The organism is Granulicatella elegans, assembly GCF_020735385.1.
Taxonomy (GTDB): Bacteria; Bacillota; Bacilli; order Lactobacillales; family Aerococcaceae; genus Granulicatella; species Granulicatella elegans_B.
The window spans coordinates 1,412,510-1,428,998 of sequence record NZ_CP085953.1; the positions used below are offsets into that span (position 1 = coordinate 1,412,510).

13 protein-coding genes and 1 other annotated feature are annotated in these 16,489 nt (G+C 33.1%); of the genes, 11 read left to right on the top strand and 2 right to left on the bottom strand.

Features of this window, described 5'->3' with window-relative positions:
- The first annotated feature begins 10 nt into the window (after positions 1-10).
- The 6 genes from LK443_RS07055 (at position 11) to LK443_RS07080 (ending at position 6,028) form a co-directional block, all read left to right on the top strand.
- Positions 11-961 (top strand): DNA/RNA non-specific endonuclease, encoded by a 951-nt coding sequence (locus tag LK443_RS07055; protein ID WP_227931235.1) that lies wholly within the window; start codon positions 11-13, stop codon positions 959-961.
- A 153-nt stretch (positions 962-1,114) separates the two neighbouring features.
- The gene (locus LK443_RS07060) at positions 1,115-1,609 is read left to right on the top strand and encodes a helix-turn-helix domain-containing protein (protein WP_227931236.1); all 495 of its coding nucleotides are present in this window, start codon (positions 1,115-1,117) and stop codon (positions 1,607-1,609) included.
- A gap of 171 nt (positions 1,610-1,780) precedes the next feature.
- On the top strand, positions 1,781-2,581 hold the full coding sequence (locus tag LK443_RS07065) for a LicD family protein (RefSeq protein WP_227931237.1): 801 nt from the start codon (positions 1,781-1,783) through the stop codon (positions 2,579-2,581).
- Between the two features lie 4 nt (positions 2,582-2,585).
- Positions 2,586-3,404 carry a LicD family protein gene (locus LK443_RS07070; RefSeq protein WP_227932466.1) on the top strand — a complete coding sequence of 273 codons (819 nt, stop codon included), beginning with the start codon at positions 2,586-2,588 and terminating at the stop codon, positions 3,402-3,404.
- A 155-nt stretch (positions 3,405-3,559) separates the two neighbouring features.
- A complete protein-coding gene (locus tag LK443_RS07075; protein WP_227931238.1) occupies positions 3,560-5,038 on the top strand; it encodes an oligosaccharide flippase family protein in 1,479 nt (492 codons plus the stop codon).
- Positions 5,039-5,041: 3 nt separating this feature from the next.
- Positions 5,042-6,028: a glycosyltransferase family 2 protein gene (locus tag LK443_RS07080; RefSeq protein ID WP_227931239.1), complete on the top strand. Its 987-nt coding sequence runs from the start codon at positions 5,042-5,044 to the stop codon at positions 6,026-6,028.
- A 39-nt stretch (positions 6,029-6,067) separates the two neighbouring features.
- Here LK443_RS07080 and LK443_RS07085 read toward each other — a convergent pair whose 3' ends face one another.
- On the bottom strand, positions 6,068-6,628 hold the full coding sequence (locus tag LK443_RS07085) for a tRNA (mnm(5)s(2)U34)-methyltransferase (protein ID WP_227931240.1): 561 nt from the start codon (positions 6,626-6,628) through the stop codon (positions 6,068-6,070).
- 155 nt (positions 6,629-6,783) lie between these two features.
- Here LK443_RS07085 and LK443_RS07090 point away from each other — a divergent pair, with 155 nt between their 5' ends.
- The 4 genes from LK443_RS07090 (at position 6,784) to thiI (ending at position 13,938) form a co-directional block, all read left to right on the top strand.
- Positions 6,784-8,808: a LysM peptidoglycan-binding domain-containing protein gene (locus tag LK443_RS07090; protein ID WP_227931241.1), complete on the top strand. Its 2,025-nt coding sequence runs from the start codon at positions 6,784-6,786 to the stop codon at positions 8,806-8,808.
- A 19-nt stretch (positions 8,809-8,827) separates the two neighbouring features.
- Positions 8,828-9,021: a binding site (T-box leader), on the top strand.
- 54 nt (positions 9,022-9,075) lie between these two features.
- Complete coding sequence (leuS, locus tag LK443_RS07095) at positions 9,076-11,490, top strand: leucine--tRNA ligase (protein WP_227931242.1); 2,415 nt, start codon at positions 9,076-9,078, stop codon at positions 11,488-11,490.
- A gap of 93 nt (positions 11,491-11,583) precedes the next feature.
- Positions 11,584-12,708, top strand: coding sequence for a cysteine desulfurase family protein (locus tag LK443_RS07100; protein WP_227931243.1), 1,125 nt, complete (start codon positions 11,584-11,586; stop codon positions 12,706-12,708).
- A 72-nt stretch (positions 12,709-12,780) separates the two neighbouring features.
- Entirely contained in the window at positions 12,781-13,938 is a 1,158-nt protein-coding gene (gene thiI, locus LK443_RS07105; protein ID WP_265416444.1) for a tRNA uracil 4-sulfurtransferase ThiI, read from the top strand.
- 42 nt (positions 13,939-13,980) lie between these two features.
- Here thiI and LK443_RS07110 read toward each other — a convergent pair whose 3' ends face one another.
- Positions 13,981-15,396 carry an N-acetylmuramoyl-L-alanine amidase gene (locus LK443_RS07110; protein WP_227931245.1) on the bottom strand — a complete coding sequence of 472 codons (1,416 nt, stop codon included), beginning with the start codon at positions 15,394-15,396 and terminating at the stop codon, positions 13,981-13,983.
- Between the two features lie 190 nt (positions 15,397-15,586).
- Here LK443_RS07110 and LK443_RS07115 point away from each other — a divergent pair, with 190 nt between their 5' ends.
- Positions 15,587-16,477 carry a deoxyribonuclease IV gene (locus tag LK443_RS07115; protein ID WP_227931246.1) on the top strand — a complete coding sequence of 297 codons (891 nt, stop codon included), beginning with the start codon at positions 15,587-15,589 and terminating at the stop codon, positions 16,475-16,477.
- Positions 16,478-16,489: the final 12 nt, after the last annotated feature.

Here is a 16,489-nt window from a genome sequence, read left to right on the forward strand (position 1 = left end):
GGAGAATGATATGAAAAATCGTTTTTTTAAACTTTTTCTTTTATGGATGACAACTTTAACATTTGCTGCTTGTTCATCGAATACTCAAAAAGAGAAGCAAGAGGGAACCAATACGACAACTGCTAAGGTTGAGCAATCACAGCATTTACCTGAATCTCTTTTACCATTTAAACGAAAAAAACAAATGGTATTAGGAGAATTGGATTCTTATAAACGTTCGACTCAGGCGCATATTCAATTGCGCTACGATGATAAACCAACAGAACAAAGAGAAAGTAGAATTAATGTTGATCCAGTTGGTTGGCATAACTTTAAATTCCCAGTCGATTATTCAGGAAAAGAAGCATGGTTCATGAATCGTGGACATTTAGTCGGATATCAATTTAGTGGATTGAATGATGAGTTGAGAAATTTAACACCGATGACAGCTTATTTAAATACTGGAAGTATGACAGGAACGGATGAAAAAAATCCTGTAGCGATGTTATTTTATGAAGAAAAATTAGCTGCTTGGTTAAAACAAAATAAAAATGCATGGCTTGATTATCGAGTAACGCCACTTTATACGGATTCAGAATTAATTCCTCGCCAAGTAGAATTGCAATATGCAGGAATCTCTGCAAATGGAAGATTGATTCCAATTCAATTTAATACTTCTATTGAAGAAGTGAATGAAGATGGAACTACTCGAGTTATTTTGAATAATGATGCACCAAATGGAACCCTGGATTATCAAACGGGCTTAGCACAATCAACGCTTCAAAGTGAAAAACAAGAAAAAATTCATCCTGAATCTAAGAGCAAAAATGATCGTACAGTTTACGTTGCGAATGAAGGAAAGGCAACAGTTTATTGGTACGACAAAAAGAGAATGCCTGCAAAAACGAACAAAGCAAAAGTAGTCGAAATGAGTGAATCCCAAGCAAAAGCACAAGGAAAGACTCATGCAGAAAAAGAATAATAGAAGTATGACTTTTCTGAAGTAGTAAAGAACATTATGCTACTTCGGAGGGTCTTTTTGTTAGGGTATCATACATTTGTGACAAAAAGAGTACAAAAAAAGAGAACCAATGTTATACTGAAGTTGGGAAAAAATCAGGAAAGAGGTTCTCTTATGAAATCTATTATAACAGAAGAAATCAAATTAAGACAGCGTGCAGTAGAATATGCCATAAAACATGATAATAACGCTAAAGCAGCAAGAAAATACCATACAACTAGACAACAAATTGCTCGATGGAGAAGTCGATATGATGGGACTGCACAATCATTGCTTCCAAAGAGTCGGAGACCTTTACATCATCCGAATGAACATAAAACAGAAGAATTAGAACTGATACGTAAAATGTACAAACGTTATAAAAGAGATGGATTAGCAGAGGTTTATGTACAATGTCAAAGAAGAAGGTACACACGTTCATATGGAGCTATGAAAAAAATGATTAAAAAACTTCAATTAACTGAGAAGAAAGAAAAAAGAACGTATCCTAAGAGTAAATGGACACCAATACCAACAACTTATCCAGGAGAAAAAGTACAAATAGACATTAAATATGTTCCTCAACACTGTATAGGATGGGACAGTAAGGGATTAACTATTATCAAATAACAGCTATAGATGAATTTAGTAGAAAACGAGTAGTACAGCAACACTGGTTCGTGTCACAAATGGTTGTGTTTCTTAGACTGCAACTTTTTCAAATAATTTCTTGTGTATTTATTGTTTTGCGCTGGTGTGCTATAATCATCAAGGAATATCTGAATAAAAGAGGACTTTTAAATGAAAAGATTAACGATAGAAGAAGTTAAACAAAGAGAATTAGCTATTCTTTTAGCCGTAGATGAGTTTTGTAAAAAGGAAAACCTTCATTATTTTCTTAATTATGGAACTTTAATCGGTGCGATTCGTCATAAAGGATTTATTCCTTGGGATGATGATATCGATATTATGATGCCAAGAAATGATTATGAACGCTTTAAACGTGAATTTCATTCAAGCCAATATGACATTTTATCATTAGAGACAAACCAAGAGTATTTTAATAACTTTATCAAAGTAGTTGATAACCAAACACTCATTACTGATACTAGAAATCGTAAAACTTATAAGAGTGGAATTTTTATCGATATTTTCCCTTATGATCGAATTGATGATTTGAAAGCAGTAGATAAAACTTATCAATTAGAAAGTTTCAAACTATTATCATTCAGTAAGCATAAAAATATTGTGTATAAAGATAGTTTGATAAAAGATATGATTCGTACATTTTTCTGGACAGTATTATTGCCTGTGTCTCCAAGAAGATTTGCATATAAAATTGAAAAAGTGATTCAACAATATACAAAACAGAATGGAAAATACGAATGTTTATTAGCTTCTAAATTAAAAGAAAAAGAAGTATTTGAAGCAGGAATTTTTGATGATGTCATGGATGGAGAATTTGAAGGACATTTCTTCCCGATTCCGAAAGAATATGACCGATTATTAACACAATATTATGGAGATTATTTAACATTACCTCCAATTGAAAAACAAACCAACCCACATGAATTGGAAGTTTATTTAAAAGAAGAGGAGTAGCATGATGCCAAAGTATTTAATGAAAGAAGAATTAAAACAAACGCAACTAGATATTTTAAAATATATTGATCGTATTTGTAAAGAAAATGATATTCAGTATTTTGTCAGTTATGGAACTTTATTAGGCGCTGTTCGTCATAAAGGATTTATTCCATGGGATGATGATATTGATATTTCAATGTATCGTTCTGAATATGATAAATTTATTCAAGCAGTTGAAAAAGATCAACATCCTTACTACAAAATTTTAAGTAAGGAAACTTCTGATTGGTATTTCCAAAACTTCTTAGTAGTGACAGATGAACGTACTGTGGTAGAAGATCATATTAAAGTGGATCGTCATGATACAAGTGTATTCGTAGATGTTTTTCCAATCGAACGTTATGATGATGTAACATTAATCGACAAGGCGCATTTAATGGCAACTTTACGAATGATTGCATACATTAAATTACAATATGTCCAATATGGAGATAGTCAGTTAAAAGATATTTGTCGTAAAATCATGTGGTATGTGCTACGAATTGTAAATCCACGTTGGTTTGGTAATCGAATCGATGCCTTAATTAAAAAATATCGTAAAGAAGATGGACAATATGAAGGGCTTGTTGGTTGCGGAAAAGATGGTCGAAAAGAAGTATTCCCTCGTGGAACTTTTGAAGAATTAATTGAATTACCATTTGAAGATATGATGGTTCCTGCACCAAAAGAATACGATGTATTTCTTTCTCAATTTTATGGGGACTATATGACGGTTCCTTCTCAAGAAGAAATTGATTATAAGAGCCATCTATTACAAGCTTATCGTAAAGATGAACAATAATGGAGTTAAGTCTAAGAAGAGGTTGGACGTCTATCCAGCCTTCTTTTTATGTCTATGAAAAGTTGGCAAAAATTATGAATTGTTTAATATCTTGGATAATAGTTTCTATCCTTGAGAGAATTTGCTATACTATCTCCTGTATAATGAGGTGAATTATGAAAAATATTAAAGTAAATGCTATCGCAAATCTTTTAATGCGAGTATTAAATATTGTTTTTCCACTAATTACAGGTCCCTATATTGCTAGAATTTTAAATAAAACAGAGTATGGGTATTTCAATATTACGAATACTTTCATCGGATTATTTATACCTTTTGCAACGTTAGGAATTTATAATTATGGAATTCGAGCTATTAGTAAGGCAAAGGAAAACAAACAAGAGATTAATCGAATCTTTTCATTACTCTTTTATATTTCCTTATTTTGTACGGTTATAACAACGATTGTCTATTTTATCATTACTTTCCAAATGGAAGGTGCTCCTGTATTAAAAACATTGTATTACATTATGGCGATACAAGTGTTTGCACAGTTTTTAAATATTGAATGGATGAATGAAGCGTTTGAAAATTACACGTTTATTTTGTATAAGACTTTATTTATTCGAATCTTTATGCTCGTTTCTATTTTTACATTTGTAAAAACAGAGCATGATATTGTACCGTATGCTTTCTTAATGTCCATTGCGACACTGTTAAATTATTTAGCTAGTTTCTTTTGGATTAAGAAAGAAGTCCACTTTGTTGGTGTTCAATGGAAAGATGTTAAAGCTGTTATTCAACCGTTAATTGCTATTCTTTTATTAGCAAATGCAGGAATGCTTTACACGTATTTAGACCGAATCTTCTTATCAAGAATTGCTTTACCAGAATATGTATCGTATTACACGATTGCTCAAACATTAGTATTCTCTATTTCTGGAGTTATTAGTGGAGCGGTGAGTGTTAGTATTCCAAGACTTGGGTATTATTTAGGAATTAATGATAAGAAAGCCTATGATGATTTAGTCAATAAGGGCGGAAGAATTTTTATGTTCTGTATTACGCCATTGAATTTTGGATTAGCCATTTTAGCAAGTCATGCGACTGTATTATATGCAGGAGAGCAATATTTAGATGCTAGCTTTAGTGTGTTCCTATTTGCTCTTCGTTCCATTCCATGGGCAATGGCATTAATTTTAGAAAATCAAATTATTTTTGTACAAGGTTATGAAAATAAATTAACGATGTTCTACTTTATTGGTGGAGGATTAAATTTAGTGTTGAATTCTATTCTAGCTACTGTTGGGATTACAAAACCAGAATGGTATATTTTAACAACAATTGTAGCTGAATTATTAGTCATCGGATTAGACATCTTATTAATTAACAATAATCAGTTAATCGATTTAAGAAAATTATTTATTCATGCAGGTAAATACGTTCTTTATTCATCAGGATTTTTTATTATTTATGGGTTAATTTCTTGGATTCGTCCAATTGAAATGGTCGTGAATGGGGCATTGCTCATCAATATTTTTGTAACAATTATTAGTTGTGTCATTTATTATGTAGTCGTATTAGCACTTGTCAAAGATGAAATTTTCTATGAAGTCATTAATGCTGTAAAAAATAAAGTATGGAAGAAAGGATAAGCTATGAGTGAATTAATTAGTGTCATTGTTCCTGTATACAATGTCGAACAATATTTAGAAAAATGTGTTCAATCGATTCAAGCACAAACTTATTCAAATTTAGAAATTTTATTAGTCGATGATGGTGCTACCGATTCAAGTGGTCGACTATGTGATGAATTATCTAAAACAGATGAGAGAATAACAGTTATTCATAAAGAAAATGGAGGCTTATCTTCTGCAAGAAATAAAGGGCAAAAGTATGCCAAAGGGGATTATGTATTATTCGTAGATTCAGATGATTACATTCATGAAGAAATGATTGCATCCCTTTATCAGCAACTCATTGCAGAAAATGCAGATGTTTCGAGTTGTAATGTTATGAATGTTTATACTACAAAACAAACACCACAATGTGATCGAGAAGATTTGTATTTAGTATTAAATAGGGAAGAGTTTTTAAGAGAATATTTAATTGGACAAAAAGTTCCCGGCACGATTTGTAATAAATTAATTCGAAAAGAAATTGCTGAAAAGATAGAATTTCCAGTCGGAAAAATTTATGAAGATGCATTTTATCACTTTCAATTAGTTCAAATTGCTGAAAAATATGTCGTTAATACAAAACCGTATTATTATTATTATCATAGACAGCAAAGTATTACGACAAATCCTTATCGTGAACGTGATTTAGTGTATATTACGATTTATCAACAATTTTATGATTTAGTAAAACAGCAATTTCCAAATTTGAAAGAAGAAGCATTCTTTCGATTATCGTACGCATATTTTTATATTTTAGATAAGATGTTAGTGGAAGATGATTTTGAAACTTTAGCAGATTATCCAAGAGTGCGTCACTATTTGAAACAACATGCCTTTGATATTGCGAAAAATACTATTTTCCAAAAAGGAAGAAGAATTGCTGCTTTGGTACTAAAAATTAATATTCATCTATATCGAAAATTGATGCTGGCGAATATGGAGAAGAATAAGAAAATTCATGATTAATTAGAGAAACTAAGACTTTTGCGAATGCAAAAGTCTTTTTTATCGTTTTCTCTCTATGACAAAGCAAATAGGTGGTTGATTTTGTTGGTTGATAAATTGATATTGCAACACTGTCCATTCATGTTGGTCTAATGTTGGAAGAAAATTTTGTAATTGAGATAATTCTGTATCTCCACCAACATGTCCCCAATAACATACTAATACGATACGACCACCAATTGTTAATAGTTCCATCATGGATTTAATGGCACGAATCGTTGAGTCGGGAGTCGTAATAATCGATTTATCACTTCCAGGTAAGTATCCTAAATTAAAGATGGCAGCTTGAATTGGCTGTTGAATATAAATAGATAAATTTGCATGGGAGTCACAAATGAGCTGAATATTTTCTTTCGTGTCTAATGGTTGAATATTTGCTTTTGTACGAATCAGTGCTGCTTCTTGAACATCAAAAGCGAAGACTTTTCCTTCGTTTTGAACAAGTTTTGAAAGGAAAATGGTGTCATTTCCATTCCCCATTGTTGCATCTACCACACAGTCTCCTGGTTTGATACATTCTTGTAACATGGAATGGCTGAATTTTTGGGCATTTTGAATCATTTGTAGAACTCCTTTACCAAATCTTTAACATTTATTACAAAAGGTTTACAGTTGTTAAGAGTATACAACAAATGCTGTGTTCGTGCAACGTTCCCCTATGAAATAAAAATCTTTCTCCTATAATGGATAATGAATAAAGTAGGAGGATTTAAGAAATGCTAGAGACTAGAAATGAAAGATTTTTGAGAATGAAAAAAGAAAAACAGTCACAAAAGGTTCAAATGATGAATCAATCGTTAAAAAGATCTTTAATTGTAGTGGGAACAACAGCCTGTGTTGGTTTATATATTTCACCAGTCGAACAATTATTATCAGCAAACTATAGTGTAGTAGAGGCTTCAACTGCTGCTACGCAATTTTTACGGAATATTATTCCAGCAGCTCAAAATGTTGCAAGAGGAAAAGATATTTATACTTCAGTTATGATTGCTCAAGCTGCTCTTGAATCAGGTTGGGGAACAAGTGCCTTATCAAAAGCACCAAACCATAATTTATTTGGTGTAAAAGGAAGCTATAATGGACAATCTGTCAATATGCAAACATTAGAAGATAGTGGTGGACAAAACTATTACAGTATTCAAGCGAACTTTAGAAAATATCCGTCTTACAAAGAATCATTAGAAGATTATGTAGATAAAATTGTTAATGGGATTTCTGGTGCGCCATTATTTTATTCTGGTGCTTGGAAGAGTAAGACGAATAGTTATCAAGATGCTACATCTTATTTAACTGGACGTTATGCAACGGATACTGCATACGGTGCAAAATTAAATCGTATTATTGAACAATTTGGTTTAACAAAATATGATACAGAAACTGCTGTCAATATGGCAGAGAAAATTGCAAGTAATGAAACAACTACAACAACTGGAAATAGTTATACAGTTGTTAGTGGAGATAGCTTATATGCGATTGCTCGTAAAACAGGAACAAGTATTCAAGAGTTATTAAGCTTAAATGGATTAAATTTAAACTCCATTATTCACCCTGGACAAGTGTTAGCATTATCTTCAAAAGCAGCAACAACTGAAACAAAACAAGAAGAAAGTGCTTCTAAAGAAGAAAAGGCTGCTGAAGAAACTACAAACGAAGAAACTTCAACAAATACTAAACAAGCTTCAGAAGGTGGAACGTATACAGTTGTCAGTGGAGATGGTTTATATGCGATTGCTCGAAAAACAGGAACGTCAATTGATGATTTATTGAGCTTAAATGGATTAAGTTTAAATTCAACCATTTATCCAGGACAAGTCTTAAAATTATCAGTAAGCAGTGAAACATCTGCACATGAATCAAGTACTTCAAATGAGGAAGAAAGTTCAACAAAAGAAACAACGAGTGAAGAAAGTGCAGCAAGTTCAGAACAAGAATCAACAGGAGGAACGTACACAGTTGTTAGTGGCGATGGTTTATATGCGATTGCTCGAAAAACAGGAACGTCAATTGATGATTTATTAAGTTTAAACGGATTAAGTTTAAACTCAACCATTTATCCAGGACAAGTCTTAAAATTATCAGTAAGCAGTGAAACATCTGCATATGAATCAAGTACTTCAAATGAGGAAGAAAGTTCAAGTTCAACAAAAGAAACAACGAGTGAAGAAAGTGCAGCAAGTTCAGAACAAGAATCAACAGGAGGAACGTACACAGTTGTTAGTGGCGATGGTTTATATGCGATTGCTCGTAAAACAGGAACGTCAATTGGGGATTTATTAAGTTTAAATGGATTAAGTTTAAACTCAACCATTTATCCAGGACAAGTTCTAACATTATCAGCGAATAGTGAAGTTGCTACATCTGAAGAAACGACTTCTTCAACAAATGCAAAAATGTATTATGTTCATAGTGGAGATTCGTTATACCGTATAGCGTATAATCACGGAATTTCTTTATCAACCTTATTAGAATGGAATCACTTAAGTGTCGATAGTATCATTCACCCTGGTCAAGGTTTAATTGTTTCTAATGGATCAAGTAGTTCATCTGAAGAAGCAGAAACAACTGCAGAAGTGTCAGAAGAAGCAAGTTCAGGTTCTGTAACTACTTATACTGTTCAACCAGGTGATGGTCTATGGCGAATTGCGAAAAATCACGGATTAACTTTAGATGAATTAAAATCTTTAAATCAATTAACTTCTAACATTATTCAACCAGGACAAGTCTTGATTGTTTCAAAATAAATTGATATAATGCTAATAAATATTAGCAGACAGAGGAATAGTAGAAATTTGGATTGTAGTAGAGAGTGCATGGTTGGTGAAAATGTATCATGAAAAATTTTGAACTCGCCTTTTAGCTGAATTTCTGAATTTTAGTAAGAAATTCCGTTTCACTCGCGTTAAGAGTAAGTTGAGTATAATAATTAGGTGGTACCACGTGGAAACGTCCTATTGTCTTTAGAGACATTAGGGCGTTTTTTAGGTATTTCCGGAAAAGAGGGGAAAATTATGTCATTTAATCATCATGAAATCGAACCAAAATGGCAAAAGTTTTGGTTAGATAATCATACATTTAAAACTACGGAAGATAAAGGGAAGAAAAATTTCTATGCATTAGATATGTTCCCATATCCATCAGGACAAGGCTTGCACGTAGGGCATCCAGAAGGATATACAGCAACAGACGTTGTTTCACGTATGAAACGTGCCCAAGGGTATAATGTATTACACCCAATGGGATGGGATGCATTTGGGTTGCCAGCAGAACAATATGCGTTAGATACAGGAAACGATCCTGCTGAATTTACATTGAAAAATATTGCAACTTTCAAACGTCAAATTCAAGAACTAGGATTTAGTTATGACTGGGATCGAGAAATTAATACAACAGATCCAAATTACTATAAATGGACTCAATGGATTTTTACAAAATTAGTAGAAAAAGGTTTAGCGTATGAAGCAGAAGTACCGGTTAACTGGTGCCCTGCATTAGGAACAGTATTAGCCAATGAAGAAGTTATTGATGGTAAATCAGAACGTGGTGGACATCCAGTGTACCGTAAACCAATGAAACAATGGATGTTAAAAATTACTGCTTATGCGGATCGTTTATTAGAAGATTTGGATGATTTAGATTGGCCAGAAAGCATTAAAGATATGCAAAGAAACTGGATTGGTCGTTCTAAAGGAGCACAAGTAACGTTTAAAGTAAAAGATTCAGATGAAAGTTTTGAAGTATTTACAACTCGTCCTGATACATTATTTGGAGCAACTTATACTGTATTATCGCCAGAACATGAATTAGTTCAAAAAATTGTAACTTCAGAACAAAAAGAGGCAGTTGATGCTTACATTGCTACTGTAGCTACTAAATCAGATTTAGAACGTACTGAATTAGCAAAAGAAAAAACAGGAGTATTTACAGGAGCTTATGCCATTAACCCTGTTAACGGAAAAGAAATTCCAATTTGGATTGCAGACTATGTATTAGTTAGTTATGGAACAGGAGCGATTATGGCGGTACCTGCACATGACGAACGTGACTATGAATTTGCAAAAGTATTTGGACTAAACATTATTCCAGTTATTGAAGGTGGAGATGTTTCTCAAGAAGCTTATACTGGAGATGGCGTGCATATTCATTCTGAATTTTTAGATGGCTTAAATAAAGCAGATGCAATTGAAAAAATGAATGAATGGTTGAAAGAACAAGGCGTTGGAGAAGCAAAAGTAAGTTATCGTCTACGTGACTGGTTATTCTCTCGTCAACGTTATTGGGGTGAACCAATTCCTGTAATTCATTGGGAAGATGGTACAATGACAACTGTTCCTGAAGAAGAGTTACCATTAGTCTTACCAAAAACAGATAAAATTAAACCAAGTGGTACAGGTGAATCACCACTAGCAGCTATTGAAGAATGGTTATATGTAACGGATGAGAAAACAGGATTAAAAGGACGTCGTGAAACTAATACAATGCCACAATGGGCAGGAAGTTCATGGTATTTTGTTCGTTATATTGATCCTCATAATCAAGAACAAATTGCAGATCCTGAGAAATTAAAACAATGGTTACCAGTTGACTTATATATTGGTGGAGCAGAACATGCGGTATTACACTTATTATATGCTCGTTTCTGGTATAAAGTATTATACGACTTAGGAGTTGTTCCTAATAAAGAACCATTCCAAAAATTATTTAACCAAGGGATGATTCTTGGTGAAGGCAATGAAAAAATGTCTAAATCAAAAGGAAATGTTGTGAATCCAGATGATGTTGTTCGTCAATATGGGGCAGATACATTACGTCTATATGAAATGTTTATGGGACCATTGGATGCTTCAATTGCTTGGAGTGAAAAAGGTCTTGAAGGAAGCCGTAAATTCTTAGAACGTGTTTGGAGATTATTAGTGGACGAAGAAGGTAAATTACGCGATCGTATTACAACTTTCAATGATGGTTCATTAGATAAAATTTATCATCAAACAGTTAAGAAAGTTACAGAAGATTACGAAGCATTACGCTTTAATACAGCAATTTCTCAAATGATGATTTTTGTAAATGAAGCGTATAAAACAGAAGCACTTCCAGTTCAGTATATGAAAGGATTAGTTCAATTATTAGCACCAATTGCTCCACACTTAGGAGAAGAATTATGGTCTAAACTAGGCGCAACTGAATCGATTAGCTATGTTGCATGGCCAACTTATGATGAAGCTTTCTTAGTAGAAAATGAAGTAGAAGTAATCTTCCAAGTAAATGGAAAAATTAAAGCTCGTGTAATGGTTCCAGCTAATAGTGATGCAGTAGCAATGGAAGAAATTGCAAGAAATCATAAATCTGTAAAATCAGCTATTGAAGGAAAAACAGTTCGTAAAGTCATTGCAGTTCCAGGAAAATTGGTAAACATTGTAGCCAACTAATGAGATTTTTAATATAAAATGATGGCGGGAGGGGTTCTTTTAAAGAAAGAACTCGCTCCTTTTGCCGTTATGAGATGTAGAAAAGGAGATAACATGATTTATTTTGATAATTCAGCAACAACAAAAATTGCTCCAGAAGCATTACAATCATATGTTCAAACAAGCGAGCGTTTTTGGGGAAATCCTTCAAGCTTACATCGACTTGGAGGACAAGCCTTTCAAGTATTAGAAAAAGCAAGAGAACATATTGCAGTTCTTTTAGGTGCTAAAACAGAAGAAATTTATGTTACTTCTGGTGGGACTGAAAGTAATAACTGGGCCATTAAAGGTACTGCGCTTGAAAAAAGAGTGTTTGGGAATCATATTATTACAACCAAAATTGAACATCCCTCTGTTTTAAATACAGTGAAACAATTAGCTCAATTAGGATTTGAAATCAGTTATTTAGATGTCAATGACAATGGTGAAATTTCACTGGAGCAATTAGAATCCATGCTTAAAAAGGAAACAATTTTAGTTTCTGTAATGGCGGTCAATAATGAAATTGGTGTGAGTCAAAATATCGAAGAGATTTCTCGTGTTTTGGAACAGTTTCCATGGGTTCATTTTCATGTTGATGCTGTTCAAGGGCTAGAACAAGTTCCAGAGTTATTAGCTCTTGGACGAATTGACTTACTAAGTTTATCTGCTCATAAATTCCATGGACCACGTGGAGTTGGAATACTTTATAAAAAAGCAGGAAGAAAAATTCAGTCGTTATTAACAGGTGGAGGTCAGGAAAAGACCGAACGTAGTACAACCGAGAATTTACCAGGAATTGTGGCTATGGCTAAAGCTATGCGTATGTATTTAGAAGCTGATCACCCTATGAAGGAAATTCGAGACTATTTATGGAATTTTTTAGAAAAACAACCTCAAATTAAAATTTTCTCTCCAAAAGAGGGAGTGGATCATATTCTTTGCTTTGCCTTAAAAGGAGTTCGTGGAGAAGTACTAGTGCATGCATTTGAAGAGGAAGACATTTATATTTCAACAACTTCAGCTTGTTCAAGTAAAAAATCTGATAGTTCTAGTACCTTAGTTGCTATGAATATTCCTGATTATTGGGCAACAAGTGCTGTTCGAGCAAGTTTTTCATATTTGAATACAGTGGAGGAAGCAAAACAATTTGTAGTAGTATTAGAAAAATTAATGAAAAAATTTGAATTTTTAATATAAAGGAGTGAAAAAGTGAAAGTTAGATTATTAGTAAGATATGGCGAATTATCGACTAAGGGTCGTAATAAAAAAATGTTTACGCAAAAATTAGCGAATAATATTAAAAAAGCATTGATGAATTACCCTCAAGTTCGTGTGTTTCCAGATTATGATTTTATGTACTTAGATTTAAATGGAGTTCCTCAAGAAGAAATTATTCCATTATTAAAACCAATTTTTGGTATTCAGTCATTTTCTCCTGTGTATATTTTAGAAAAAGAGATGGAGAAAGTGAAAGAGGTTGTATTGAATTTAGTTGGAAAAGAAAATCCAAATGGAAAAACCTTTAAAATTGCAACAAAGCGTAGTGACCATGAATTTGTGATGGATACGAATGAGATTAATTTATTTTTAGGAGATGCCGTATTAGAAGCCTATCCAGAAATTCGTGTTCAATTGAAACAACCGGATATTACAGTTCGTGTAGATGTTCGTCGTCAACATATTATGGTGAGTTTACAAACGATTCAAGGTGCTGGAGGTTTACCAGTTGGAACAAGTGGTAGAGTCTCCTTAATGTTATCAGGAGGAATTGATTCTCCAGTTGCAGCTTATCTTGCAATGAAGAGAGGAATGGAAGTACAATGTGTGCATTTTGCAAGTCCACCTTATACAAGTCCTCAAGCATTAGTGAAAACAAAACAATTAGCCGCAAAAGTAGCTATTTATGGGGGGAGTTTACAATTCTTTACTGTTCCATTTACAGAAATTCAAGAAGAAATTAAAAAAGCTGTCCCTGAAAATTACTTAATGACGATCATGCGTAGAATGATGCTACGAATTACAGATCAATTACGTGAGAAAAACCATGGATTAGCGATTGCAAATGGTGAATCAGTAGGACAAGTAGCTTCTCAAACATTAGAAAGCATGATTGCGATTAATGATGTTACGAATACACCAATCATACGACCAGTTGCGACAATGGATAAATTAGATATTATCGCCATTGCACAAGAAATTGATACATTTGAATTATCGATTCAGCCATTTGAAGACTGCTGTACCGTTTTTGCACCACCTAGTCCAAAAACAAAACCAAAATTAGAAAAAGCAAGAGAGTACGAAGCAAGATTGAATGTTGAAGCATTAGTAGCTAGAGCAGTAGAAAATACAGTAGTAGAAGAAATTACTCCAAACTATGTAGCAGAAGAAGTAGAAAATTCTGTTGAGATGGATGATTTGTTTTAATAGAAAAAGAGGCAGGCGGAAAACGCCTGTCTCTTTTTTCTATTATTGGAAATATTCTTTCAAAGCACTTGCGATACTTTTGGCAATATTTTCTTGATATTCCGATGACTCAATTAATTTATTATCATCCGGATTATTTAAATAACCCAATTCTAAAAGAATAGAAGGTTGTTTATTTTCACGTAATACTAAGAAGTTTTGGAATTTTGTTCCTTGGCTCTTTAAGGCTAAATTACGTGCAATATATTTATTCACAGTTTGTGCTAAGTTTTCACTAGTTGATGTAAAATAATATCCAGTTGTACCTGAGGCATTTGCAGTTGGACCGGAATCAAAGTGTAAACTAATGAAGGCATTTGCTTGTTCTCGATTACTCAATTGAGCACGATTTTCTAAACTAACACTCTTATCAGAGTCACGAGTTAGAATAACAGTTGCTCCTAAATTTTCCAATTCTTTTTTCAATAATAGAGCAGTTGTTAGCGTATGATCGGCTTCGTGTTTCTCACTAAAAGTAACAACAGCACCTGGATCATCTCCACCGTGACCTGGGTCAATGACAATCTTAGCATGTTCAATTCCTTGTGGAATTTGTGCATCAGTTTCTACTGCAGCGAAGTTTGCATTCACTAACCAATAGGGTACATAAGCTTTTTTGCCATTACCAATGGAGACTTTATAAAAATCATTTTCACGATCTTCATAATTAAAAATAGTGCCTGCATTAACAGTGCTTACTCTCTTAGAGAATAAATCAGCAGATTCATATAAAGGTGTTTCTTTTAATTTTGTTGAAATCATCTTTTTAGCATCTAAAGTTTGTGGTAATACGGCTTGTAATTTGTATAACTCATTCATATGGTCAACAGCATAGTTTAATTGATTATTGTCAACATAACCTTCTTGTCCATTATAGGATACTTTAGAAAAGTTGGACTGTTGATCATCTAATAAATAGAATGGTTGTCCGAATGGGATTGATGTCACAACTTGTGATGAGCTACTAGCTTCTTTATAAAGTGATACGGGACCACTTGAATGTCCAATCATTAAATGAGTTAATAAGACATCTTTTGTAGGCATCCATGCAACTTGTTGATGAAATTGAACTTGTAGCCATTCATCATTTACTTTATGCAGAACGAGTACGTATTCCCCTTTTTTTACTTCAGCAATAGGAAATTGTTGAGAATTAGGTTCTTGATACAATTTAACTGAAGTATCACTTTCTACAGCTGCTACTTGAGCAACTTGAGACTTGTCAAGTTTTTCATTATTTTCATTTTCATCTTCCTCTTGATGATTGGCAACTACAGTTGTTTCATTACGAGTAGAAAATGGAGCTGGATTAGCATCTATTAATGGAATAATTGAAAAACCAAAGGCAAGAAGGAAAGCACTAAAACTCATGAAATATTGAACGTTTTTATTACGCATAATTTTTTTAACGTTTTCCATAGGCGCTCCTTTTATAATCCTATTTTAATCTTGTATAAATCTTATTATACCAATTATGAAAGTGTTTGAAAAGTAAAAGATAAGCCTTAACAGTTGAGGATTTGATGTAAAATTGTTAAAAAGGGTTAATGCTTGATGAATCATCATTTGTCACGTAAAATAAAAGTGAATTGAATGAGGAGGAAGATAGATGTTATTAGGATCTCATGTTTCTATGAGTGGAAAAGAAATGATGTTATTATCTGCAAAAGAAGCAGCTAATTATAAAGCCAATACGATGATGGTGTATACTGGTGCACCTCAAAATACAAGAAGAAAACCAATTGAAGAATTAATGATTCCACAAGGGCAAGCATTTATGCAAGCAAATGGAATTGAAGAAGTAGTCGTACATGCTCCTTATATTATTAATTTAGCAAACACGACAAAAGAAGGATATTTAGATTTTGCAATTGAATTTTTAAGAGAAGAAATTCGTCGTGCGGAAGCTATCGGTGCTAAACAAGTGGTCCTTCATCCAGGTTCTCACGTTGGTGCTGGAGTTGATGTTGGTATTGCGCAAATTGTTAAAGGACTGAATGAAGTTATTGATAAAAATCAAAAAGTGCAAATTGCTCTTGAAACGATGGCAGGAAAAGGAACTGAATTAGGTCGAACTTTTGAAGAAATTGCTCGTATGATAGACGGTGTTACTTATAATGATCGATTATCTGTGACATTGGATACTTGTCATATTCATGATGCAGGGTACAACTTAAAGGAAGATTTTTCAGGAGTATTGACTGAATTTGATAAAGTGATTGGTTTAGATCGCTTAAAGGTATTGCATATTAATGATTCTAAAAATGTATGTGGAGCACACAAAGACCGTCATGCAAATTTTGGATTTGGAGAAATTGGTTTTGATGCTTTAATGCAAGTTGTATCAGAAGAAAAATTTAAAAATATTCCTAAAATTTTAGAAACTCCATATGTTGGGGAAGATAAGAAAAATCAAAAAGCCCCATATTTATATGAAATCCAAATGATTCGTCAAAATCAATTTGACCCAGATTTATTTTCAAAAATTATTAGTCAGTAATAGGAGGAAGTT

Excerpts from the sequence above, each read along its gene's own strand:
- LK443_RS07115 (WP_227931246.1), top strand. The coding sequence starts at position 15,587 with ATGTTATTAGGATCTCATGTTTCTATGAGTGGAAAAGAAATGATGTTA.
- LK443_RS07065 (WP_227931237.1), top strand. The coding sequence starts at position 1,781 with ATGAAAAGATTAACGATAGAAGAAGTTAAACAAAGAGAATTAGCTATT.
- LK443_RS07060 (WP_227931236.1), top strand. The coding sequence starts at position 1,115 with ATGAAATCTATTATAACAGAAGAAATCAAATTAAGACAGCGTGCAGTA.
- LK443_RS07080 (WP_227931239.1), top strand. The coding sequence starts at position 5,042 with ATGAGTGAATTAATTAGTGTCATTGTTCCTGTATACAATGTCGAACAA.
- LK443_RS07090 (WP_227931241.1), top strand. The coding sequence starts at position 6,784 with ATGCTAGAGACTAGAAATGAAAGATTTTTGAGAATGAAAAAAGAAAAA.
- LK443_RS07085 (WP_227931240.1), bottom strand. The coding sequence starts at position 6,628 with ATGATTCAAAATGCCCAAAAATTCAGCCATTCCATGTTACAAGAATGT.
- LK443_RS07100 (WP_227931243.1), top strand. The coding sequence starts at position 11,584 with ATGATTTATTTTGATAATTCAGCAACAACAAAAATTGCTCCAGAAGCA.
- LK443_RS07070 (WP_227932466.1), top strand. The coding sequence starts at position 2,586 with ATGCCAAAGTATTTAATGAAAGAAGAATTAAAACAAACGCAACTAGAT.
- leuS (WP_227931242.1), top strand. The coding sequence starts at position 9,076 with ATGTCATTTAATCATCATGAAATCGAACCAAAATGGCAAAAGTTTTGG.
- LK443_RS07110 (WP_227931245.1), bottom strand. The coding sequence starts at position 15,396 with ATGGAAAACGTTAAAAAAATTATGCGTAATAAAAACGTTCAATATTTC.
- LK443_RS07075 (WP_227931238.1), top strand. The coding sequence starts at position 3,560 with ATGAAAAATATTAAAGTAAATGCTATCGCAAATCTTTTAATGCGAGTA.
- thiI (WP_265416444.1), top strand. The coding sequence starts at position 12,781 with ATGTTTACGCAAAAATTAGCGAATAATATTAAAAAAGCATTGATGAAT.
- LK443_RS07055 (WP_227931235.1), top strand. The coding sequence starts at position 11 with ATGAAAAATCGTTTTTTTAAACTTTTTCTTTTATGGATGACAACTTTA.